General features: G+C 64.2%; 12 protein-coding genes and 1 tRNA gene. All 13 read right to left on the minus strand.

Going from position 1 to position 15,212, the window contains the following annotated elements:
* Positions 1-160 precede the first annotated feature (160 nt).
* Positions 161-251 (minus strand) — tRNA-Ser (locus IP89_RS16600).
* A 62-nt stretch (positions 252-313) separates the two neighbouring features.
* The gene (gene csrA / locus IP89_RS16605) at positions 314-499 is read right to left on the minus strand and encodes a carbon storage regulator CsrA (RefSeq protein WP_003244478.1); all 186 of its coding nucleotides are present in this window, start codon (positions 497-499) and stop codon (positions 314-316) included.
* Positions 500-680: 181 nt separating this feature from the next.
* Positions 681-1,919 carry an aspartate kinase gene (locus IP89_RS16610; RefSeq protein ID WP_043310730.1) on the minus strand — a complete coding sequence of 413 codons (1,239 nt, stop codon included), beginning with the start codon at positions 1,917-1,919 and terminating at the stop codon, positions 681-683.
* Positions 1,920-2,021: 102 nt separating this feature from the next.
* Positions 2,022-4,646: an alanine--tRNA ligase gene (alaS, locus tag IP89_RS16615; protein WP_043310731.1), complete on the minus strand. Its 2,625-nt coding sequence runs from the start codon at positions 4,644-4,646 to the stop codon at positions 2,022-2,024.
* 176 nt (positions 4,647-4,822) lie between these two features.
* Entirely contained in the window at positions 4,823-5,815 is a 993-nt protein-coding gene (astE, locus tag IP89_RS16620; protein WP_043310732.1) for a succinylglutamate desuccinylase, read from the minus strand.
* A 14-nt stretch (positions 5,816-5,829) separates the two neighbouring features.
* On the minus strand, positions 5,830-6,117 hold the full coding sequence (locus IP89_RS16625; protein ID WP_043310733.1) for a hypothetical protein: 288 nt from the start codon (positions 6,115-6,117) through the stop codon (positions 5,830-5,832).
* 14 nt (positions 6,118-6,131) lie between these two features.
* Complete coding sequence (gene astB, locus IP89_RS16630; protein ID WP_043310866.1) at positions 6,132-7,478, minus strand: N-succinylarginine dihydrolase; 1,347 nt, start codon at positions 7,476-7,478, stop codon at positions 6,132-6,134.
* A gap of 14 nt (positions 7,479-7,492) precedes the next feature.
* The gene (gene astD, locus IP89_RS16635; protein ID WP_043310734.1) at positions 7,493-8,956 is read right to left on the minus strand and encodes a succinylglutamate-semialdehyde dehydrogenase; all 1,464 of its coding nucleotides are present in this window, start codon (positions 8,954-8,956) and stop codon (positions 7,493-7,495) included.
* Positions 8,953-9,978 (minus strand): arginine N-succinyltransferase, encoded by a 1,026-nt coding sequence (gene astA, locus IP89_RS16640; protein ID WP_043310735.1) that lies wholly within the window; start codon positions 9,976-9,978, stop codon positions 8,953-8,955. Before astA ends, astD begins: the two co-directional genes overlap by 4 nt.
* 66 nt (positions 9,979-10,044) lie before the next feature.
* Positions 10,045-11,061, minus strand: a complete 1,017-nt coding sequence (gene aruF, locus IP89_RS16645) for an arginine/ornithine succinyltransferase subunit alpha (protein WP_043310736.1) — start codon at positions 11,059-11,061, stop codon at positions 10,045-10,047.
* 187 nt (positions 11,062-11,248) lie between these two features.
* Complete coding sequence (locus IP89_RS16650) at positions 11,249-12,469, minus strand: aspartate aminotransferase family protein (RefSeq protein ID WP_043310737.1); 1,221 nt, start codon at positions 12,467-12,469, stop codon at positions 11,249-11,251.
* Between the two features lie 943 nt (positions 12,470-13,412).
* Positions 13,413-14,399: a GlxA family transcriptional regulator gene (locus IP89_RS16655; protein WP_043310738.1), complete on the minus strand. Its 987-nt coding sequence runs from the start codon at positions 14,397-14,399 to the stop codon at positions 13,413-13,415.
* 17 nt (positions 14,400-14,416) lie between these two features.
* Positions 14,417-15,181 (minus strand): ABC transporter ATP-binding protein, encoded by a 765-nt coding sequence (locus IP89_RS16660; RefSeq protein ID WP_043310739.1) that lies wholly within the window; start codon positions 15,179-15,181, stop codon positions 14,417-14,419.
* Between the last annotated feature and the right edge of the window lie 31 nt (positions 15,182-15,212).

A 15,212-nucleotide genomic window follows, 5' to 3' on the forward strand; every position in this document is an offset into this window, starting at 1 on the left:
TCCGACCGCCCGGTTCGTAGCCGGGTACTCTATCCAGCTGAGCTATGAGTGCGTGTAGGGCGCGCATTATAGAGACTCTTAATTATTCGTCAATTGATTTTTTCGATAACTTTCAACAACTTATCGAGCTAACCACTGACATCTCTATAACACTAAATAATGGCGGAGAAGGGGGGATTCGAACCCCCGACACCCTTTTGAGGTGTACTCCCTTAGCAGGGGAGCGCCTTCGGCCACTCGGCCACCTCTCCGCAACACGGGGCGCATGATAACCATGTTTTCCCCGTTTGCAAAGACAAAATTTCGATAAAAATTAGTGGCTTGGTTCGTCGCCCTTCTCTTTCTGGATGCGCTGGTAAATCTCCTCACGGTGCACGGCAACCTCCTTGGGAGCATTCACGCCAATACGCACCTGATTACCTTTAACGCCCAGCACTGTGACGGTGACATCGTCACCCACCATCAGGGTCTCTCCGACCCGGCGAGTCAGAATCAGCATTCCTTTCTCCTTACGGATTCAAATTTCGGGACAACAGTCTGCAAGAAATAAAATGGTGGCAGCCCCGCAGTTATCAAGTGCAGCGCCTTCACCCAGTATTGACCAGCACGGACAAAAGAAAAGTCCTTTACCACGCGGCCAGAAAAACGAAAGGCGCGGAATACCGCGCCTTTTTAAAGCATCACTCGCCCTGTCGGGCCGGAGCGTCGAGCTCGAAGGCAGTGTGCAGGGCGCGCACGGCCAGCTCCAGGTACTTCTCTTCGATGACCACGGAAACCTTGATTTCCGAAGTGGAGATCATCTGGATATTGATGGACTCCTTGGCCAGCGCTTCGAACATGCGGCTAGCGACACCGGCGTGGGAACGCATGCCGACGCCAACGATGGAGACCTTGGCAATATTGGTGTCACCGCTGACTTCACGGGCACCGATCTCGCGCGCAGTGTTTTCCAGCACGCCCAGGGCGTTCTGGTAGTCGTTGCGGTGCACGGTAAAGGTGAAATCGGTGGTGTTATCGTGCGCCACGTTCTGCACGATCATGTCGACTTCAATATTGGCGGCGCTGATCGGGCCGAGGATCTTGAAGGCCACGCCGGGGGTATCCGGTACGCCACGGATGGTCAGCTTGGCCTCGTCGCGATTGAAGGCGATGCCGGAGATGATCGGCTGTTCCATGGATTCCTCTTCATCAAGGGTAATGAGGGTGCCCGGACCCTCCTGGAAGCTGTGCAGCACGCGCAGCGGGACGTTGTACTTGCCGGCGAATTCCACCGAGCGAATCTGCAGCACCTTGGAACCGAGGCTGGCCATTTCCAGCATCTCTTCGAAGGTGATCTTGTCCAGGCGCTGGGCCTTGGCCACCACGCGCGGATCGGTGGTGTAGACACCGTCGACGTCGGTGTAGATCTGGCACTCATCGGCCTTCAGCGCCGCAGCCAGGGCCACGCCGGTGGTGTCGGAACCACCGCGACCGAGAGTGGTGATGTTGCCCTCCTCGTCCACGCCCTGGAAACCGGCGACCACTACCACGCGACCTGCCTTGAGGTCGGCACGGATCTTCTGATCGTCGATTTGCAGGATGCGCGCCTTGGTGTGGGCGCTGTCGGTGAGGATGCGTACCTGGTTGCCGGTGTAGGAAACCGCCGGCACACCACACTGAATCAGGGCCATGGCCAGCAGGGCGATGGTCACCTGCTCACCGGTGGAAACCATCACGTCGAGCTCACGCGGCACCGGCTGCCCGTCGGTAATCTGTTTGGCCAGATCGATCAGGCGGTTGGTCTCGCCACTCATGGCAGAGACCACGACGACGATGTCGTCGCCGTTTTCGCGGAACTTCTTCACCTTCTCGGCCACCTGCTGAATACGCTCAACAGTGCCGACGGAGGTGCCCCCAAACTTCTGTACGATCAAAGCCATGTCAAAAAACCGCCTGATTCCTCGAAGGGCGCCCATTAAACCCACAACGGGTCACACTGCCAAGGCCCGCCGGACGCACTGCAGGCCTCGCTTTCAACGCAATTAGAGGCCCTGTTCGGCGAAGCTCGCAGCCAGCGTCAGTGCCTCGTCCAGCTTGCCGGCATCGACGCCGCCGCCCTGGGCCATGTCCGGGCGACCACCGCCCTTGCCACCGACAGTCGCAGCGGCCTGACGCATCAGGTCACCGGCCTTGAGCTTGGCGGTCAGGTCCTGAGTGACGCCAGCAACCAGCACCACCTTGTCTTCGAACACGCCACCGAGCAGGATCACCGCGCTGCCCAGCTTGTTCTTCAGCTGGTCGACCATGGCCAGTAGGGCCTTGCCATCCAGACCGTCGAGACGCGAAGCCAGCACCTTGACGCCCTTGACGTCCACGGCCGAGCCGGCCAGGTCGTTGCCGGCAGCGCTGGCAGCCTTGGCCTTGAGCTGCTCCAGCTCCTTTTCCAGCTGACGGTTGCGCTCGATCAGGCCGGACAGCTTGTCCAACACGTTGTCGCGGCTGCCCTTGACCAGCGCGGCGGCTTCTTTCAGCTGCTCTTCCGCACCATTCAGCCAGGCCAGCGCCGCAGCACCGGTGACGCCCTCGATACGGCGCACGCCGGCGGCCACACCACCTTCGCTGGTGATCTTGAACAGACCGATGTCGCCGGTGCGCGACACGTGGGTACCGCCACACAGCTCGACGGAGAAGCCGTCGCCCATGGTCAGCACGCGCACGTCATCGCCGTACTTCTCGCCGAACAGCGCCATGGCGCCCTTGGCCTTGGCGGTCTCGATGTCGGTCTCTTCGGTCTCAACCTCGGAGTTCTTGCGAATCTCGGCGTTGACCAGCTCTTCCAGCTGCTTCAGTTGCTCGGGCTTGATCGCCTCGAAGTGGCTGAAGTCGAAGCGCAGGCGCTGGCTGTCGACCAGCGAGCCCTTCTGCTGTACGTGCTCGCCCAGCACCTGGCGCAGCGCAGCGTGCAGCAGGTGGGTGGCCGAGTGGTTCAGCGCAGTGGCCTGGCGCACCGAGGCATCGACCTCGGCCTTCAGCGAAGTACCGACGCTCAAGCCACCCTTGGCGACCACGCCGTGGTGCAGGAAGGCGCCGCCAGCCTTGGTGGTGTCGCGCACATCGAAGCGCACGCCGGCGCTCTCGAGATAACCGCTGTCGCCGATCTGACCGCCGGACTCGGCGTAGAACGGGGTTTGATCCAGCACCACCACGCCCTCCTCGCCCTCCGCGAGGCTGTCGACGGCGGCGCCGGCCTTGAACAGGCCGACGATCTTGCCGCTACCCGTGGTGCCCTCGTAACCGAGGAACTGGGTATCGACGTCGACCTTGACCAGGCTGTTGTAGTCCATGCCAAAGGAGCTGGCGGAGCGGGCGCGCTCGCGCTGGGCCTCCATCTCGCGCTCGAAGCCTTCTTCGTCGATGGTCAGCTCGCGCTCGCGAGCGATGTCGCCAGTCAGGTCGACCGGGAAGCCGTAGGTGTCGTACAGCTTGAACACCACATCGCCAGGAATGACGCTGCCCTTGAGGTCAGCCAGGTCCTGCTCGAGGATCTTCAGGCCCTGCTCCAGGGTCTTGGCGAACTGCTCTTCCTCGGTTTTCAGCACGCGCTCGATGTGCGCTTGCTGCTGTTTCAGCTCGGGGAAGGCTTCGCCCATCTCGGCCACCAGCGCGGCGACGATCTGGTAGAAGAAGCTGCCCTTGGCGCCCAGCTTGTTACCGTGACGGCAGGCGCGACGAACGATGCGGCGCAGCACGTAGCCGCGGCCTTCGTTGGACGGGGTCACGCCGTCGGCGATCAGGAAACCGCAGGAGCGGATGTGGTCGGCGACGACTTTCAGCGAGGCCTGGCCTTCGTTGGCGCAGCCGATGGCCTTGGCCGCGGCATTGAGCAGGCTCTGGAACAGGTCGATCTCGTAGTTCGAGTTGACGTGCTGCAGCACGGCGCTGATGCGCTCCAGGCCCATGCCGGTGTCCACGCTCGGTGCCGGCAGCGCGTGCAGTACGCCGTCCGCGGTGCGGTTGAACTGCATGAACACGTTGTTCCAGATCTCGATGTAGCGGTCACCGTCTTCTTCCGGCGAGCCGGGCGGGCCGCCCCAGATGTGGTCGCCGTGGTCGAAGAAGATCTCGGTGCACGGGCCGCACGGACCGGTATCGCCCATCGCCCAGAAGTTGTCGGAGGCGTACGGCGCGCCCTTGTTGTCGCCGATGCGGATCATGCGCTCGGCCGGGATGCCGACTTCCTTGTGCCAGATGTCGTAGGCCTCGTCGTCGGTCGCGTAGACGGTGACCCAGAGCTTCTCTTTCGGCAGGTTCAACCACTTGTCGCTGGTCAGGAATTCCCAGGCGTAGGCGATGGCGTCGCGCTTGAAGTAGTCGCCGAAGCTGAAGTTGCCCAGCATTTCGAAGAAGGTGTGGTGGCGCGCGGTGTAGCCGACGTTTTCCAGATCGTTGTGCTTGCCACCGGCACGCACGCACTTCTGGCTGGTGGTGGCGCGGGTATAAGCGCGCTTTTCCAGGCCGAGGAAGCAGTCCTTGAACTGGTTCATGCCGGCGTTGGTGAACAGCAGGGTCGGATCGTTCGCCGGAATCAGCGAACTGGAGGCGACGCGGGTGTGCCCCTTCTCTTCGAAGAAGCGGAGGAAGGCTTCACGGATTTCTGCGCTTTTCATCTATTTCATCCAGGCAAACGGCGGCCACGGCAAAAGCCGGCAAAGGGCCGCATTATATCGGCCTCTCGCAGTAGGGACAGCCCGTTTGCGGGGATTTTGGATAGAAAACGACTATCGAGCGCCTCGCCGTTCACGGCAGACGCTCAAGGTCTGCCCTCTCGGAGGTCGCGAAGAGCTCAGAGCTCAGTCGGGACGATCAGGATGCCAGCGCGCAGGCCGTTCTTGACCTTGGGATTGGGGAAGATGATGCGGGCGCCCTGCTCTTCCACCAGCCAGCGGGTACCGGCGATGTCCTCGGCCAGCAGGAAGCCAGGTTCCAGCTCGGTGAAATTCTCGATGTCGGCCGGCAGGTGCAGCTTGAAGGCGTCGCTGTGCTTGATCACCTCGCGGGCCACAGCGAATAGCTGCATGCCGTCCAGCGAATCGGTTTCCGGCTCGCAGTTCTCCACCAGCTCGCGCAGGCGCTTCTCCAGCAAGTCGAGATTGACCTGCTGGTTCTGCCCGAACGGTCGCGCCTTGCCCAGTTCCAGGGTGAAAGCCTCGGCACCCAGACGCGCGTAGGTGTAGGAGCTGAAGGTGATGCCGGTCTTGCGCTGCAGCAGCACGGCGTCGATGCCAGCAGCGCGCAGGCGGGCCAGTTCGGCACGCGAGTGCTCGCGGCCCTCGACATAGGGATAGAGAGCGAACTGTTCGATCTTCGAGCCGCGGATCGCGGTATGCAGGTCGTAGTGCAGCCGCGAACGGCCTTCCTTGCTGAAGAAGGCAGCGGCATGGCGCTCCAGCTCGTTGGCACGCAGTGCCTCGAAGCCGCTGCTCTGCTCGTGACGGCCGTCGAACAGGCGATTAATGTCCTGCTCGACATAGCGCTCGCCGCGGCGCATGGCCTCGGGATTGCCGAACAGGAAGAGAATGCGCGCCTTGGGCAGCAGCTGGCCGGAGGCCACCCCCTGCACCAGGCGATCGAGCAACTCGATCGGCGCCGTCTCGTTGCCGTGGATACCGGCCGACAGCAGCAGATCGAGGCCGCTGTCGGCATGGGCGGTCGGCGTCACTTCCAGCACGCCTTCGGCCAGCCAGTGCAGGCGCGCGCCCTCGCGGGTCAGCTGAATCTTCTCGGTCGGCTCACGGCCGGCCAGGGTGAGTTCGAGCAGTTTGCCGAGGGCGAGCATGGCAGGGTACTTCCTTAGTGATTGCAGTCCGGACCGTGCACGTGGTCTTCGTCGTCATCGCCATCCTCGGCCGCTTCCATCTCCAACTGCAGGCTGACCAGGTTGGTGGCCAGCGGACGCAGCAGCAGGTTGGCGTATTCGGCATCGCCTTCGGCGACATCCACGCCGATCAGCAGCTGGCCATTGCCGGCGGTCTGAATCCACACTTCCTTGCCCTGCCAGACCACGGCGAAGCGGGTGCAGGAAGTTTCCAGCTGGGTGCCGTCGGTATCTTCGAGGATGAGTTGCAGGGCGTCGGACATGAAATAAGTACTCTTTAAGCCAATTGAAATGGGTAAACCGAGCCCAGTTTAAGGATCTGGGTCAGTTCATCCAATGCCGTGCGGCATTCGACCAGCAGTTGCGGGTCGGCCAGGTCGCTTTCCGCCAGGCGGTCGCGATAGTGCTTGTCGACCCAGACGTTGAGGGTTTCGAACAGCGCCTGAGTCATCACCACGCCCGGGTTCACCGCAGCCAGTTCCTGCTCCTTAAGCGCCACGCGCAGACGCAGGCAAGCCGGACCACCGCCGTTCTGCATGCTCTGCTTGAGGTCGAACACCTTGACCTCGCGAATCGGGCCGTTACCGCTGGTCAGCTCGTTCAGGTAGTTCCACACGTTGGCGTTGTTGCGACACTCCTCCGGCACGATCAGCAGCATGCCGCCGTCGGCGCGGCTCAGCAGTTGGCTGTTGAACAGGTAGGAACGCACCGCGTCCTCCACACTCACCGCACTGCTCGGCACACGTACGGCCTGGAAGTTACCGCCGCGGCGGGCCAGTTTGTCGCCCAGCTCGGCCAGCACCTTGTCGGTGTCGAGGAAGGCATCCTGGTGATAGAACAGTACTTCGCCATTGCCCACCGAGATCACGTCGTTGTGGAACACACCCTGATCGATCACCGCAGGGTTCTGTTGAGCGTAGACCACGCCCGCCTCACCCAGACCATGCAGACGGGCTACCGCCTGGCAGGCTTCCAGAGTCTGCCGCGCCGGGTAGCGCTGCGGCGCCGGGAAGCGGCTGTCGAAGGCGCTGCGGCCGAAGACGAAGAATTCCACGCCGGCATCGCCATAACCCTTGCAGAAGCGGGTGTGGTTGGCCGCGCCCTCGTCACCGAACTGACCCACGGCCGGCAGCGCGGCGTGGTGGGCGAAGTGCTGCTCGTTGGCGAACATGGCGCGCAGCACGCGGCTGGTGGTCGGGTGCTCGATAGAGCGGTGGAACTTGCAGTTGAGGTTGGCGGCGGTGAAATGCACGCGGCCATCCGCGGTGTCGGCACTGGGGCTGACGGTGCACGAGTTGGCGGTCCACATGCTGGAGGCCGAGCTGACGGCGGCCAGCAGCGGCATGGATTCCTTGGCGGCCTTGGCGATCACCTCGGCATCGCTGCCGGTGAAACCCAGGCTGCGCAGGGCGGCAACGTCCTGGCGCTCCTGCGGGGCGAACACGCCCTGCTTGAAGCCCAGGTCCATCAGCGCCTTCATCTTGCCCAGGCCCTGCTTGGCCGCTTCCTTGGGGTTGGAAGCCGCCTGGCTATTGCTCTGCGACGCCACGTTGCCGTAGGACAGGCCACCGTAGTTGTGGGTCGGCCCGACCAGACCGTCGACATTCATTTCAACAGCGGGCATCTCATAGGCGGACATCACAGACTCACTCCCGGGGTTAGGGTGGCGGGCAGGCTCAGGGTGGCGCTCTCCAGCGAGGCGACCGGGTAGGAGCAGTAGTCGGCCGCGTAGTAGGCGCTGGCGCGATGGTTACCCGAGGCCCCCACGCCGCCGAACGGCGCACTGCTGGCGGCGCCGGTCAGCTGCTTGTTCCAGTTGACGATGCCGGCGCGGCTCTCGATCAGGAACTGCTGGTAGTGCTCGGCGGAATCCGACAACAGGCCGGCGGCCAAGCCGTACTGGGTGTTGTTGGCCTCGGCGATGGCGGCGTCGAAGCCGTCATAGCGAATCACCTGCAGCAGCGGACCGAAGAACTCCTCGTCGATGCGCTCGACGACCGCCGTGACATCGAGGATGCCAGGGGTCAGCAGCGCGGCCGTGGAAACCGGCTGGATCATTTCCAGCAGCGCTACCGCGCCCTTGTCGAGCAGATGGCGCTGGGCCTTGAGCAGGTGCTCAGCGGCGGCGAGCGAGATCACCGAGCCCATGAAGGGTGCCGGTTGCTCGTCGAAGGCGCCGACCTTGATGGTCGCGGCTACCGCCACCAGGCGCGCCAGCAAGGCATCTCCCCAGGCGCCGACCGGCACCAGCAGGCGGCGCGCACAGGTACAGCGCTGGCCTGCGGAGATGAAGGCGGACTGGATGATGGTGTAGACGGCAGCATCGAGGTCCTGGACCTCTTCGACCACCAGCGGGTTGTTGCCACCCATCTCCAGCGCCAGGATCTTGTCCGGGCGGCCGGCGAACTGGCTGTGCAGCAGGTTGCCGGTGCGGCTGGAGCCGGTGAAGAACAGGCCATCGATGCCAGCACTACCAGCCAGGGCCACGCCGGTCTCGCGGGCACCCTGCACCAGGTTGAGCACGCCAGCCGGCAGGCCGGCCTCGATCCAGCATTTGACGGTCAGCTCGGCGACCTTGGGCGTCAGTTCGCTGGGCTTGAACACCACCGCATTGCCAGCCAGCAGCGCCGGCACGATATGGCCGTTGGGCAGGTGGCCGGGGAAGTTGTACGGGCCGAACACGGCGACCACGCCATGCGGCTTGTGGCGCAGCACGGCGGTGGCATCAGCCAGCGGGCCGCTCTTCTCGCCGGTACGTTCGCGGTAGCTCTGGATCGAGATGGCGACCTTGTTGACCATGCTGGTCACTTCGGTGGCGGACTCCCACAGCGGCTTGCCGGTCTCTTCGCCGATGGTGCGGGCCAGCTCGTCGGCGTGGCTCTTCAGGGTGGCGGCGAACTGCTCGAGCACGGCGATGCGTTCATCCAGGGAGCGTCGGGCCCAAGCCGGGAACGCGGCGCGGGCGCCAGCAACGGCCTGCTCGACCTGCGCGGCAGTGGCGCCCTGGCCACTCCATACGGCTTCCTGAGTCACCGGATTGAGCGAAGCGAAGGCCTCGCCCTGCCCTGCCTGCCAGCTGCCGGCGATGTAATGAGTGGTCATTGCTTGCTCTCCTTGGCCGACAGCGGCACGGCGCGAACCTGGGCGCCGGCGCTGAGCTGCAGGCGCTTGGCGGTCTGCTGATCGACCACCAGGGTGCCGGAGGCCACGCGCGCCGGGGCGGCGGCGATGCGGCAGTCTTCGCGCTTGCGGTTATGGATCAGGTAGGGAATGGCGTCATCGCCCGGGGTACCCACGGCCAGCACCAGGCTCTGGCTGTCGCGCACGGCGCGGATCTTGTCGGTCTCCACCTCGATGGCCGGGCCGGCATCGAAGATGTCGACGTAGCCCTGGTAGCTGAAACCCTCGCCCTTGAGCATGGCCAGCGCCGGCTCGGTGTCCGGGTGCACGCGGCCGATGACGGCGCGTGCCTCCTCGGAGAGGAAGCAGCTGTACAGCGGAAACTTGGGCATCAGCTCGGCGATGAAGGCCTTGTTGCCGACGCCGGTGAGGTAGTCGGCCTGGCTGAATTCCATCTTGAAGAAGTGGCGGCCCAGGCTCTCCCAAAACGGCGAACGGCCGGCGGCGTCGGACATGCCGCGCATCTCGGCGATCACCTTGTCGCCGAACAGCTCGCGGAACTCGGCGATGAACAGGAAGCGGGCCTTGGACAGCAGGCGACCGTTAAGGCCGCTGCGATGGTCGGCATGCAGGAACAGCGAGCACAGCTCGGAGTTGCCGGTCAGGTCGTTGGCCAGGAACAGGGTCGGGATTTCGCGGTGGATCTTCAGCTCCTGCGAGGCGCTGACGGTGAGGCCGACCCGGTAGTTGTACCAGGGCTCACGCAGGCCCACGGCGCCGGCCACGGCGGAGATGCCGACGACCTTGCCATCGTCGTCCTCGAGCACGAACAGGTAGTCGGCGTCGGCGCGCTCGGCCTCGCCCCGGAAAGTCTTCTCCGCCCAGCCGACCCGGTGCGCCAGGCGCTCCTCGTTGGCCGGCAGGGTGGTCAGGCCGGTGCCGGTACTGCGGGCCAGGTCGATCAGCGCCGACAGGTCGCCGCTACGGACGGGACGAACGATCATAAATCCTCCGAGATACGCCCCGTCGCACGCGGGGCCGCCCTTCTCCAGCGGAGAAGGAGTGAATGCTTAAACCGCCACCAAACGTACGCTGGCACCCTCGCCCACACCCAGGGCCTCGGCCGCCTCGGCACTCAGGGTCACCGGCTTGCCGGGCACCCAGTCGAGGTCGGCGATGATGGCGCGGAAATCCTGCAGCTGGCCGTTGCTCACCAGGTACTGGCGCCCGCCCTTGCCCGGCTCGCCGATGCGCACCGGCACCACGCGGCTCTGGGCGATGGAACGGATGCCCGAGGTGCGCGCATGCAGGGTCGGGCCGCCATCGAAGATGTCGATGTAGTGGTCGGTCTCGAAGCCTTCGCGCATGAGGATGTCGAAGGTCACCTGGGCACGGCTGTAGACCTGGCCCATGGCTTCCTGGGCGCTGTCGGGCAGCAGTGGCACGTAGATCGGGTAATGCGGCATCAGCTCGGCGAGGAAGGTGCGGCTCTTCAGCCCGCACAGGCGCTCGGCGTCGGTGTAGCTCATGTCGAAGAAGTTGCGGCCGACCGCATCCCAGAACGGCGAGTCACCGCTCTCGTCGCTGTAGCCGACGATCTCGACCACCACCGCATCGGCGAAGCGCTCGGGATGCGCGGCCATGAACAGCAGGCGGCCACGCGAGTTGAGCTCGGCGGACGGCGTCTCGACCAGATCGCGCTGCACGTAGAAGCTGGTCAGCAGGCTGTTGCCGGTGAGGTCGTGGCACAGCGAGAGAACGTGGATCTTGTTGTGGATCTTCAGCTCGCGCGAGGCGTGCACGAAGGTCTCGTTACGGAAGCTGTAGAACGGCTCGGAGTAGCCGGCCGAGGCGACGATGGCCGAGCAGCCGACCAGCTTGCCGCTGGCAGCATCCTCGAGGACGAAGAAGTAACTCTCCTCGCCGTTGAAGCTGACTTCGGCGGCGAAGGACGCCTCGGACGCGGCGATCTTGTCGCTCAGGCGGCCGGCATCATCAGGCAGCGAAGTAACGCCCACCGGGCTGTCGGCAGCCAAACGCTGCACCTCAGCAAGGTCGGACATCTGCGCGGGGCGCATCACCAGCATGGCGCTACTCCTTTCCAAAAAACTGTGTTCCGCCAGTGCGGAACGACTTGCGAATAAAAGCTCCAAAAGGCCTCAGGTAGCCCTCTGGAGAAAAGATCGGAGCGTTGCTCCGATCGCGCATGGAACGGTTCATCCTGAAAAGAACCGGCGGCGCAGCCCTGCACCGCCGTTGCCGATCAGCGGCGGATCAGCCCTGGACCAGCTTGGCCACGGCGCGCTCGAAGCGATCCAGGCCTTCGTTGATGTCGGCGTCGTCCACCACCAGGCTCGGCGCAAAGCGCACGGTGTCCGGACCGGCTTGCAGCACCATCACGCCTTCGGCGGTGGCGGCGTCCAGCACGGTCTTGGCCTTGCCCTTCCAGGTGTCGGTCAGGGCGCAGCCGAGCAACAGGCCGAGGCCGCGGATTTCGCTGAACAAACCGTACTTCTCGCCGATCGCCTGCAGGCGCTGCTTGAACTGGGCGTGCTTGGCCTTCACACCATTCAGCACTTCCGGGGTGTTGACGATATCCAGCACCGCCTCGGCCACCGCACAGGCCAGCGGGTTGCCGCCGTAGGTGGTGCCGTGGGTGCCGACAGCCAGGTGCTTGGCCAGCTCGGTGGTGGTCAGCATGGCACCGATGGGGAAACCGCCGCCCAGGCTCTTGGCGCTGGAAAGGATGTCCGGGGTGACGCCGTAGTGCATGTAGGCGAACAGCTCACCGGTACGGCCCATGCCGCTCTGCACTTCGTCGAACACCAGCAGCGCGTTGTGCTGGTCGCACAGGGCGCGGGCGCCTTCCAGGTAGGCCTGGTCGGCCGGCAGCACGCCGCCCTCGCCCTGGATCGGTTCGATCACCACGGCGCAGGTCTTGTCGGAGATGGCTGCCTTCAGGGCGTCCAGGTCGTTGTACGGGATGTGGGTGATGCCTTCGATCTTCGGACCGAAGCCATCGGAATACTTGGGCTGGCCACCGACACTGACGGTGAACAGGGTACGACCGTGGAAACTGTTGAGCGCGGCGATGATCTCGCACTTCTCCGGACCGAAACGATCATGAGCGACGCGACGAGCCAGCTTGAACGCGGCCTCGTTGGCCTCGGCACCGGAGTTGCAGAAGAACACGCGCTCGGCGAAGGTCGCATTCACCAGCTTGTGGGCCAGACGCAGGGTCGGCTCGTTGGTGAACACATTGGAGATGTGCCACAGGGTGTTGGCCTGCTCGGTCAGCGCCTTGACCAGCGCCGGGTGGCAGTGACCCAGCGAGTTGACGGCGATACCGCCGGCGAAGTCGATCAGCTCGCGACCACTCTGATCCCAGACTCGGGAGCCCTGACCACGCACCGGAATGAAGGCGGCGGGGGCATAGTTGGGTACCAGATACTGGTCGAAATCGGCGCGTTGCACCGGCTCGTGCTGAACGGACATCGGGGTTCTCCTGAACGAAGGAACACAGGTGATGAAAGGATTGTAGGGGCTGCCCACGGGCCCGCATTGTCGCCATGCGACAACTTCTTACAGCGGCAACCCGCGGATTTCCTGGGCTTTCGGCAATGCGACAGAAAGCACCGGAATTGCGCAGTTTAAACGCTGTGCGGGTGGATCGGGGCTTTTCGCTGCCCTCAGACCAACGGCCCACACTCAATAGCCTGAACGCAGCACTTTCCTCGGCACATGACTACAGGTTTCGCCTTGTACGGCGAGTCACTTTCTCTTGTTTGCCCAAGAGAAAGTAACCAAAGAGAAGGGCACCCCGACATCCGGGTCTGGCCTGCGGCCAGACTTCCCTCGCTCCGGTGCTGCTCCGGGGGCCGTCACGAAGGGACGTCCCTGTCCCTTCGCTCCTCGCTCGGCGTCCTGCCTCGCGCCCCCCTGCGCAACACCTCCACTCGGCCTCCTGACGGGGACTCGGGCTCCGAGTTGCCTAGTAGCTTTTCTTCTCGCTTCGCGAACTCCACGGACAGGACTCGCATTCGCAGGGTGGGCCGGGCGGCGTACCGCTCGCCGCAGGTAGTCCACCACACCGGAACGGTGTACCGCCCTTCGGGCGAGTACACCCTACAGATACGGACGCCGAACTCTCAGGCGACTCCCCGCCCCCTTCAGGAGGCCGAACGGAATCGTTGTGGAAGGGAGCGAGCCGCATGGATGCGGCGAGAGGCTTAAAGGGCCATGGACGGCCCTTGTAAGCCGGCCCCTGGAGCAATGATGGAGTGAGGGGACCCCGCCGCAGGCGGGGCCGGATGGCGGGGGCAAGCGTTTTTGGTTACTTTTTCCGCGACTGGAAAAAGTGACCCGCCCAGCAGGGCGGAACCAATGCCGAAACCCGCACTGAAAACAGCTGCGGCACGAAATTTTAGAGACAGATCAGCTAGCCGCGCTCAACAGAAGCCGGAGCAATCTCAAACGGACTGGCACTACGCCGCTGGTTGCGGTCTTCACGCGGGGTGGCGCCAAAGAAGTTGCGATAGGCACTGGAGAAATGCGGCCCCGAGGAGAAACCACAGGACAACCCGATCTGAATGATCGACTTGCTGGTCTGCATCAGCAGCTGACGCGCCTTGTTCAGGCGTAGCTCCAGGTAGTACTGGCTCGGCACACGGTTGAGGTACTGCTTGAAGATGCGCTCCAGCTGACGTCGCGACACGCACACATGCTGGGCGATCTCGTCAGTGGTCAGCGGCTCCTCGATGTTGGCCTCCATCAGCAGCACCGCCTGGGTCAGTTTCGGATGGCTGGAGCCGATGCGGTTCTGCAGCGGAATACGCTGGCGCTCGCCGCCCTCGCGGATGCGCTCGACCACCAGCTCCTCGCTCACCGCCCCGGCCAGCTCGGCGCCGTGGTCGCGAGCCAGCACGGCCAGCAGCAGGTCGAGCACGGCCAGGCCGCCGCAGGCGCTGAGGCGATCGCGATCCCAGTCGAACAGATGGCTGGTGGCGATGACCTTGGGGAAACGCTCGGTGAAATCATCCTGCCAGCGCCAGTGCACGGCGGCGCGGTAGCCGTCGAGCAGGCCGAGCTGAGCCAGCGGGTAGACCCCGGCGGACAGGCCGCCGAGCAGCACGCCGCCACGAGCCAGCTGCTTGAGCGCCTGCGCCAGCGCCGGCGCGACCTGGGTCGGCGGCTCGTCGGCCAGCAGGAACAGCTTCTGGCAACCGTCCAGGCGCCCCGACCAGGGCTCGCCCGGCAATTGCCAGGCGCCAGGCTGCGGCGCCTCGGCCTGCAGGAAGCGCAGTTCGTAGGACACGTCCGGATGGATGCGCTGCGCCACGCGCAGGGCCTCCTCGGCCAGGGCCAGGGTGGTGGGCCTGGTTTGCGGCCAGATGAGGAAACCGATGCAGTGGGCAGTGGACGTCATGGCTGGCAGTCTAGTGCTTACTTCAGGCTGCCGGAAAGGAACTGCTTCAGACGCTCGGACTGCGGATTGGCCAGTACCTCTTTCGGGCAACCGGTTTCTTCCACCAGGCCCTTGTGCAGGAAGATCAGCTGGTTCGATACCTCGCGGGCGAAGCCCATCTCGTGGGTCACCACCACCATGGTGCGGCCTTCCTGGGCCAGGTCCTGCATCACGCGCAGCACCTCGCCAACCAGCTCGGGGTCGAGCGCCGAGGTCGGTTCGTCGAACAGCATGACTTCCGGCTCCATGGCCAGCGCGCGGGCGATGGCCACGCGCTGCTGCTCACCACCGGACATGTGCGCGGGATAGGCGCCCTTGCGATGGGCCACGCCGACCTTGGCCAGGTAGTGCTCGGCCTTCTCGATGGCTTCCTTCTTCGGCACGCCGAGCACATGCACCGGCGCCTCGATGACGTTCTCCAGGGCGCTCATGTGCGACCACAGGTTGAAGTGCTGGAACACCATGGACAGGCGCGAGCGCATGCGCTGCAGCTGTTTGGCGTCGGCGGCCTTGAGCGCGCCGTCCTTGTTCTTCACCAGCTTGAGCTCTTCGCCGTTGAGCAGAATCTTGCCGCCGTAGGGCTGCTCGAGCATGTTGATGCAGCGCAGGAAGGTGCTCTTGCCCGAGCCGGACGAGCCGATGATGCTGATCACGTCGCCCGCCTTGGCAGCCAGCGATACACCCTTGAGCACTTCGTGGTCGCCGTAGCGTTTGTGCAGATCCTGGATTTCGAGTTTGTACATGGTCTCGGCTCTCGATATCGAATACGGGGAA

The sequence above is a fragment of the Pseudomonas sp. ML96 genome (genome assembly GCF_000761545.1).
Taxonomy (GTDB): Bacteria; Pseudomonadota; Gammaproteobacteria; order Pseudomonadales; family Pseudomonadaceae; genus Aquipseudomonas.